Below are 7,239 nucleotides of genomic sequence, written 5' to 3'. Positions count from 1 at the left end.
AGGGAGTTACAAGACGAGTGGGAAGGAAGCTTGATAATCGGTACAAACCTAAACTCGACTGTGGTAAGCGATAAATTGCTTATTTGAAAAAATGCTGAAAGGGTACAAACCGATCATATTCATTTGGATTTTGGATTAAGTAGTATTAGCACAGCACAAAAATGGTGGATCAAAATGGGAAGCTGGTTAAGCGGAATGTCGCTTTTATTACCTAAGGAAAGTGACCGGAAATCCAGATTTATATGTACAAGTAATTGATAATTAATATTTTGATTGATGGTTTTTCTTTGACTTTGTTACTTTGTACTTTTTCGGCGCAGGGTTTTTTATGGTGAGGGGACGAGTAAAAAAATTGTTTTTTGAATGCAAAAAAGTCGATTTATTGGCACACAATGGATTAATGGCCAGGTGGCTTTCTTTTTTTAATATTTAACAATTGTATTACAGGAGGCATCTACAATGAATACCTTCCTGGCAAAATGTCTCCTAATACAGCTTTAAACCTGATGCATCAAACAGCACACCATCGCCGCAACCGGGCATTTTATCCGCTCAAAACCTAGTTGAAAAACTGGAATTAATAACCATAAATGCTGTTTGGATCCTGCAAGTAGGATCGTTTTGTTTCTCCTGAGTTACCTAGATATGGCAATGGCAGATACATTGATTTGTACCTGCCATTTTTTATAACCACAAAGTATTATTCCTCTACTTTATCTCACAAGTCAAAAACTGCTTATCCCCAGTTTTTAACTCAATAAACCCTTCCAAAGTATCCCCAACTTTCACTGGCCCAACGCCGGCAGGAGTACCCGTATAAATGATGTCTCCCATTTGCAGTTTGAAGAATTTGGACACATAAACAATGATGTCTTCAAAGGAAAAAATCACATCGGCGGTGTCGCCTTTTTGAACGGTTTCCCCATTTTTCTTCAATTCAAAATGGATGGATTTAGGGTCTGCAATTTGATCCATTGGTACAAAGTCGCTCAACACTGCGGAGCCATCAAAACCCTTGGCAATCTCCCAGGGCAGTCCTTTGGCTTTACATTTGGCCTGGATGTCCCGGGCGGTGAAGTCGATGCCGAAGGCAATTTCATTGTAGTACTCGTGGGCAAATTCCGGCTGTACATGGCGGCCATTTTTGCACACTTTCAGTACAATTTCCCCTTCGTAATGCAAATCCTGGGTGAACTCGGGATAATAAAAAGGTTTGTCTCCTACCAACAGTGCTGAAGGAGGTTTCATGAAGACCACTGGATCTTCAGGTACCGCGTTGTTGAGCTCTTTGGCGTGTTCGGCGTAGTTGCGTCCGATGCAGATGATTTTCATATACCTTAATATTTGACGTTCATCAAACCTGATAGTTCCTTTACTTCCCGCAGGGTTTGTTGAGCCCGGCGACGGATTTGCTCTGAAGAAGACTTGATTTCTTCTTTCACTTCCTTTTTGCGGGTATTGAGTTCGGCGCGTTTGTTGCGTGCGGCTTCAGATACTTCTACCAATGCTTCAGCAACGGCTTCTTTGAGTGGAGCGTACTTCAAAACTCCCGCATCGTAGTCCGCTTTGAGGGTCTGGAAGGTTTCCATTTTGCCACAGGCTTTGAGCAACTCAAAGAGGTTTTTCACGCCAGGGCTCATTTCACCCCCGGTGTTTTCACCCGTATCGGTTACTGCCGAGCGCACCTGTTTGCGGATTTTGTCACTGTCGGCAAACAAACTGATGTAGTGCTTTTCACCGGCACTTTTGCTCATTTTGCGGCTAGGGTCAGCAGTCGAAGTGATTTTGGTAAACTCGGTGTACAAGGGCTCCGGCATGATCAGGTACTCTTTACCCACCTGGTTGTTGAAACGTTGGACGATGTTGCGGGCCAATTCCAGGTGTTGTTCCTGGTCTTTGCCAACCGGGACATAATCCGCACGGTAAATGCAAATGTCCGCAGCTTGAAGCACCGGATAATCCAACAAACCAGCAGAGATAAAACCGTCTTCACCCTCTGAAGATGTTGCACTTTTGTCCTTGAACTGGGTCATGCGCGACAATTGACCGTAAGAGGCAAAGCAGTTGAAAATCCAGCACAACTCGGTATGTTCAGGAACCAGCGACTGAATGAACAGATTATTGGGTGCAATGCCTACTGCCATGAGGTTGAAGATCAGCTCCCAGGTGTTTTCCCGCAATTTGATCGGATTGTAGGGCATGGTCATGGCGTGGTAATCCACTACGCCGTACACACATTCGTAGGTTTCCTGGAGATCGACCCAGTTTTTTACGGCCCCAAAATAGTTGCCAAAATGCATGTCACCCGTAGGCTGGATGCAGGAGAGTACACGTTTTTTATCACTCATGATGCAGAAGTATAAAGCTTAGGAAACGAAATAAAGGTGCATTTCAGTTCCCTAATCGAATGCAGCAATAACGGAAATTTCTACATTGCCCCCTCTGGGTAATGCGCTCACCTGCACCAACTCCCGGGCCGGGGCAGTAGCTTCATCAAAATAGGTGGCATATACCGCATTGATGCGGGCAAAATTATTGATGTCGGTTACAAAAACCGATGCTTTGACGATGTCCTTGAACGAAAGCCCTGCTTCTTCCAGAATGGCCTGGATGTTCAGCATTACCCGGGTGGTTTCTGCCTCAATACTATCAGTGATGAGGACACCCGTAGCTGGATCCAGGGCGATTTGGCCAGAGGCGTACAAGGTGTCATTGTGGATGATGGCCTGGCTGTAAGGGCCAACCGGATCGGGAGCCTTGTCGGTTTTGATGATTTTTTTCATGGACGTTAGTACTTCCACGGGCACATCCGTGAGGCCCACGGCTAAAGCCATGGGTTGGGTTATGTGATGGCCTCCCACGGATGTAACCCACGATTTAAATCGTGGGATTCCCGTGGGGTGGCGGGGATCGCGTGCGCTGCCGTACGCAACCCATGGATTTATCCGTGGGGGCGCACACATGGGATAGCCCATGGATTCATCCATGGGGATACAAGAAAAGCCCCACATCAAATCAACTGATGGGAGCTATTTTCTTATGGTCTCCATGGACGCGTCAGGTTGTTGAGCGACTTATTGTTGCTCTTCTTCCTGTTCTTGTTCTTTTGACTGGATAAACATCTTGCCGCGGTAGAACATGTTACCTTCCGCGTCGAAATAAGCGCGGTGCATCAGGTGCTTCTCACCAGTGGTTTTACAAGTAGCTACGGTTGGCGCAACCGTTTTAAAGTGCGTTCTACGCTTATGCTTTCTCTGCTTCGATCCTCTACTCTTGGGATGTGCCATCGTTCCAAAATTTATCGGGAATCAATCCCGTTCGTTAGTGTTATTAATATTCAAATCTTTGAGGGCGCTCCAAATCGGATTTTCACCGGCTTCTGGATTGTCCTGGGCATCGGTACTGTCGACCAGGTTTTTGCTCAACAAGTCGAGCATTTCCCGGTTGCATTGCCGGTAATTATCCGCTCCACAATCGTACGTTCGGGTCATGGGGATTGCCAGAATGATGAATTCGTAGGCAAACGTTCCAATGTTCAACTCCGAAGATTCAGGGTGGATATAAACCACTTCATCGTCTTCTACTTCGTTTTCTTCACTGAGTTTGACGATCAATTGTTGGTGATCGGCAATCGGAAGATCAATTTCGGCCAGGCAACGGTCACAATCCGTACGGACGGTTCCAGCGAAGTCAAAATCGAGCACAAAGAGCGTTGGTTGTTTATCCAGTATAACTTTTAAAGAAAGTTTTCCATCTTGCACCGGCGATTCCGGAAACTCGGCAAAAAACTCAGCCCCTACCTCATACTGGAACTCGTGTACCCCATTACGCAAACCCTTGATTGGTAAGGAAAAAGGTATGAGCCCGTTCATTGTTAAAGAACTTTTGTCAAAAGTGTCCGCAAAGATAAGTGTTTTTAGGAAAAAAAAAACTGAAAATAAACTTAATCTAAGCTTAACACTTTGAAAGTCGAGTTCAACGTTGGAAAGGGAGCCTGAGCGCATGCCTAAAATATTTTGTTTTGCTACAAATGGCCCGATTTAGGGTGAATTTCGTTCTGAAAATGCTCATGTAGCGCTGCTACACTCCGCTTTTCGTGCCTCATTCACCCTAAATCAGCCTCATTTTCGCTTAAAACAAAAATACTTAGACCTGCGCTAAAACTTCCAGTCTCCCAAATCCTATAAACTATTTTGTTCCATGAAACCATTAGCCGTACGGCCACTCCTAGTCACTGCACTATTTTGTATACAAGTGTTTTGGATCAAAGCACAAACCCGTCTGGAACCAGGCGACCTGGCCATTATAGAGGTCAACGCCAACAACGCTGCTTGCAGTGGAACTCCGGTTGATCGCATTAGTTTTATTTGTTTCAAAGACATAACTGCCGGTACCAGTATCGACATTACGGACAATGGCTGGGAGCGTTTAACCACAGGCCGCTGGGGAAATTCGGAAGGTTTTGTTCGAGCAACCCGCAGCGGGAACACCATTCCGGCAGGTACTGTGATCACTTTTGAATTCCCTCCGGTAGGTAGTACAACTTACCGCGCAATTCTACCGGATGACACCTGGAATTTTAGTGCTCAGGGGAGTACGAATGCGGCCAATCTCAATTCGGGCGGTGACCAGTTTTACTTTATGCAAGGGGGAATCTGGAACCAGGGAACCGGGACAGCGGGTAATTTTAACCACGACGCAACGTATACTGGTGGGCGGATTCTGTTTGGCTTCAACACCAAAACACAATGGCTCAACACCAACACCTCGCAAGATTCCAAATTACACCCCGATGTAGCCAGCTGCTTCAATATGGCTCCAACGGGCAATGGGACCGACTTCATCGCCTACAATGGCCTTACTACGGCAACTACTCAGTTGGAATGGATTTCGCGGATTGCCAATCCTGCCAATTGGCAGACGGCAAGCTCCTGCACAAATTTGCCCCCCATTCCCCTGCGTTTTGCGATTGCCAATAGCGGCATTGAGTTAAAATGTACCACTTGCCAGGGTTGTGACACCATTGATGAAGTGCTGCGGTTGACCCTGCCAAGTACAGGGGGCCCTTTCATCCTGGAATACAGTGATGGTTTGGATACCTTTCAGGTTGCACAAGCTCAAAACAATGATTCGATCTCCATCAGGGTAGGGGAGACCACCACCTTTTTTATTGTTTCGGTCACCGATGCCAATGCTTGTCCAATTTATTCCAATTTTGGCCGACCTACTACCGTAACCGTTACTCCAGGGGTAAGCATTCAACCCATTGTTGATCCAGTGGTGGCTTGTACCAATGGCAATGCCCAGGCCACCTTCGCGCTGAGCGCCCTGGATGGCCAGATTCGGGGCAATACGGGATTGGTGGTGCAATGGTACCAAGATCAAAATCTGCGCGATACCATCGTCGACCCCGATCAATTCAGCTCTGGTGCTACAACTGTTTATGCGATTACTACCGATGGGGTATGCCGCAGCCGGGCCATACCAGTAGTGCTGCAATTGGCCAACCCGCCTAGCCTGGTGGTGCCAGCAGGGGATACCCTCTGTGGCGGGACTTGTACTCGCTTGCCGCTTTCTTTTCAGGGCAAAGCACCATTTATTTTGGGTTTTATTGTCAATGAGGGGGGGAACATTCAACCGGATGGTCTCGTAGCCAATACCAACCAGGATTCGCTGGTGTTTTGCCCTTCACGTACCGGGACAGCAAGTATCCTTTTTTCTTCCATCATCGATGGCAATGGCTGCCCGGCACTCATTGATGAAATGGTCAATATTTTGAATCAGGAAAGTGATACTACTCTGATTCGCCGAGACCTGTGCCAGGGAGAACAACTCGTCATCAATGGCCAAGTGTACAATGAAAGCCGCCCACGTGGGATCGAATTTTTATCCACTACCGCGGGTTGCGATAGCATCATCTCAGTGGATTTGCGCTTTTCTCCCCGACCAAATGGTACATTGAGTGGCGATACGACCATTTGTGGCGGAGGAGCTGGCAATTTGCGCTTTCAATTGAGCGGAGGCAGCCTTTTTAATCTGATCATTACCAATGGGAGGGATACCATTCCTTTTAACAATGTAAGAAATGGGACGGTACTGCCCGTTATTTTGTCTAAAACTTCAACTTTTACCCTACTGTCTGTAAAAACAAGCACAGGTTCTTGCGAGGCGACCCCCAACAGTTCAGCAACCATTACCATCAGCGAACCCATCGCTACGGCACGCGCTACCACTAACTTTGGCCGGTACAACATCAGTTGTTTTGGCGCGGCTGACGGCGCGGCAATTGCAGAAGTAAAGGGCGGTAAAGCACCTTATCAGTATACCTGGAACAACAACCAGAATACCCAGAGCATCAGCAACCTTGGGCCGGGAACCTATCAGGTGGTGGCCAGAGATAGTGCTGGTTGTGAGGCGCTACCCGTAAGTGTTACCCTAATCGAACCCGATTCATTGCGCTTTCAATTTGCTTTGGATACAGCAGTTTGTCCCGGGCAAAAAAATCAATTGCGGATTCTGAACATCACAGGAGCAGGTGGGCCATATGCGTATTCTTTGGATGGGGCTGCTTTTGCTCCTTTTAGAGGGCCGCTCACCATTTCTGACCTGGCTTCGGGCAATCGGACCTTGCGAGTCAGTGATGGCAACAATTGTATTGCTACCAGAAATGTCCGGGTGCCCAATTCTTCGGAATTGAGCCTGGATCTTGGCCCCGATCGCAGTATTTTTGCGGGGGATAGTGTTTTGATCAAACCTCAAATCAATTTTATACCCAGTTCGATCACCTGGCAACCTGGCACCGGATTTCAAAGTCTGGATTCAGCTGGCATCATCGCTCGACCGACTGCTACGACTGTTTTTCAGTTGACGGTAAGGAGTGCCAATGGCTGTGTGCTGCGCGATAACTTATTGGTTTTGGTGGAAAAGCGCCTGCGCATTTATGCCCCCAATGCCTTCAGTCCCAATGGTGACAACCAAAATGATTACTTCACCTTGTACTACGCTCAGGAAGTTGAAAAAATCAATGTGTTGAGGATTTTTGACCGCTGGGGCAATCAGGTATTTGCTGCCGAGAATTTGAGCAACACCCCCGAGAGCGGTTGGGACGGAATGGTCAATGGCGAAAAAGCTTCGGTCGGCGTGTATGTTTTTGTAGCCGAAGCACTGTTGCGTACTGGGAAAACGGAAATTGTTCGAGGTTCCTTGACCTTGCTGCGTTGAGATGTACTATTTTTACCC

6 protein-coding genes are annotated in these 7,239 nt (G+C 47.2%); 1 reads left to right on the top strand and 5 read right to left on the bottom strand.

The features are described from left to right. Window positions 1-708 precede the first annotated feature (708 nt). From ACO08K_RS07145 to ACO08K_RS07125, 5 genes are all read right to left on the bottom strand, one after another. Window positions 709-1,332, bottom strand: coding sequence for a fumarylacetoacetate hydrolase family protein (locus ACO08K_RS07145; RefSeq protein WP_421795702.1), 624 nt, complete (start codon window positions 1,330-1,332; stop codon window positions 709-711). A 5-nt stretch (window positions 1,333-1,337) separates the two neighbouring features. Further along, window positions 1,338-2,348 carry a tryptophan--tRNA ligase gene (trpS, locus tag ACO08K_RS07140; protein WP_421795701.1) on the bottom strand — a complete coding sequence of 337 codons (1,011 nt, stop codon included), beginning with the start codon at window positions 2,346-2,348 and terminating at the stop codon, window positions 1,338-1,340. A gap of 51 nt (window positions 2,349-2,399) precedes the next feature. Beyond that, window positions 2,400-2,783: a Rid family detoxifying hydrolase gene (locus ACO08K_RS07135; RefSeq protein WP_421798297.1), complete on the bottom strand. Its 384-nt coding sequence runs from the start codon at window positions 2,781-2,783 to the stop codon at window positions 2,400-2,402. 291 nt (window positions 2,784-3,074) lie between these two features. Further along, window positions 3,075-3,287, bottom strand: a complete 213-nt coding sequence (gene rpmF / locus ACO08K_RS07130; protein WP_320030924.1) for a 50S ribosomal protein L32 — start codon at window positions 3,285-3,287, stop codon at window positions 3,075-3,077. A 21-nt stretch (window positions 3,288-3,308) separates the two neighbouring features. Next, window positions 3,309-3,872 (bottom strand): YceD family protein, encoded by a 564-nt coding sequence (locus ACO08K_RS07125; RefSeq protein ID WP_421795700.1) that lies wholly within the window; start codon window positions 3,870-3,872, stop codon window positions 3,309-3,311. 328 nt (window positions 3,873-4,200) lie between these two features. Here ACO08K_RS07125 and ACO08K_RS07120 point away from each other — a divergent pair, with 328 nt between their 5' ends. Continuing rightward, window positions 4,201-7,221 carry a gliding motility-associated C-terminal domain-containing protein gene (locus tag ACO08K_RS07120; RefSeq protein ID WP_421795699.1) on the top strand — a complete coding sequence of 1,007 codons (3,021 nt, stop codon included), beginning with the start codon at window positions 4,201-4,203 and terminating at the stop codon, window positions 7,219-7,221. Window positions 7,222-7,239: the final 18 nt, after the last annotated feature.

Source organism: Haliscomenobacter sp., from assembly GCF_965225875.1.
GTDB lineage: Bacteria > Bacteroidota > Bacteroidia > Chitinophagales > Saprospiraceae > Haliscomenobacter.
The sequence above is the reverse complement of the archived record's forward strand: the minus strand, read 5'-3'. Positions and strand labels throughout refer to the sequence as shown.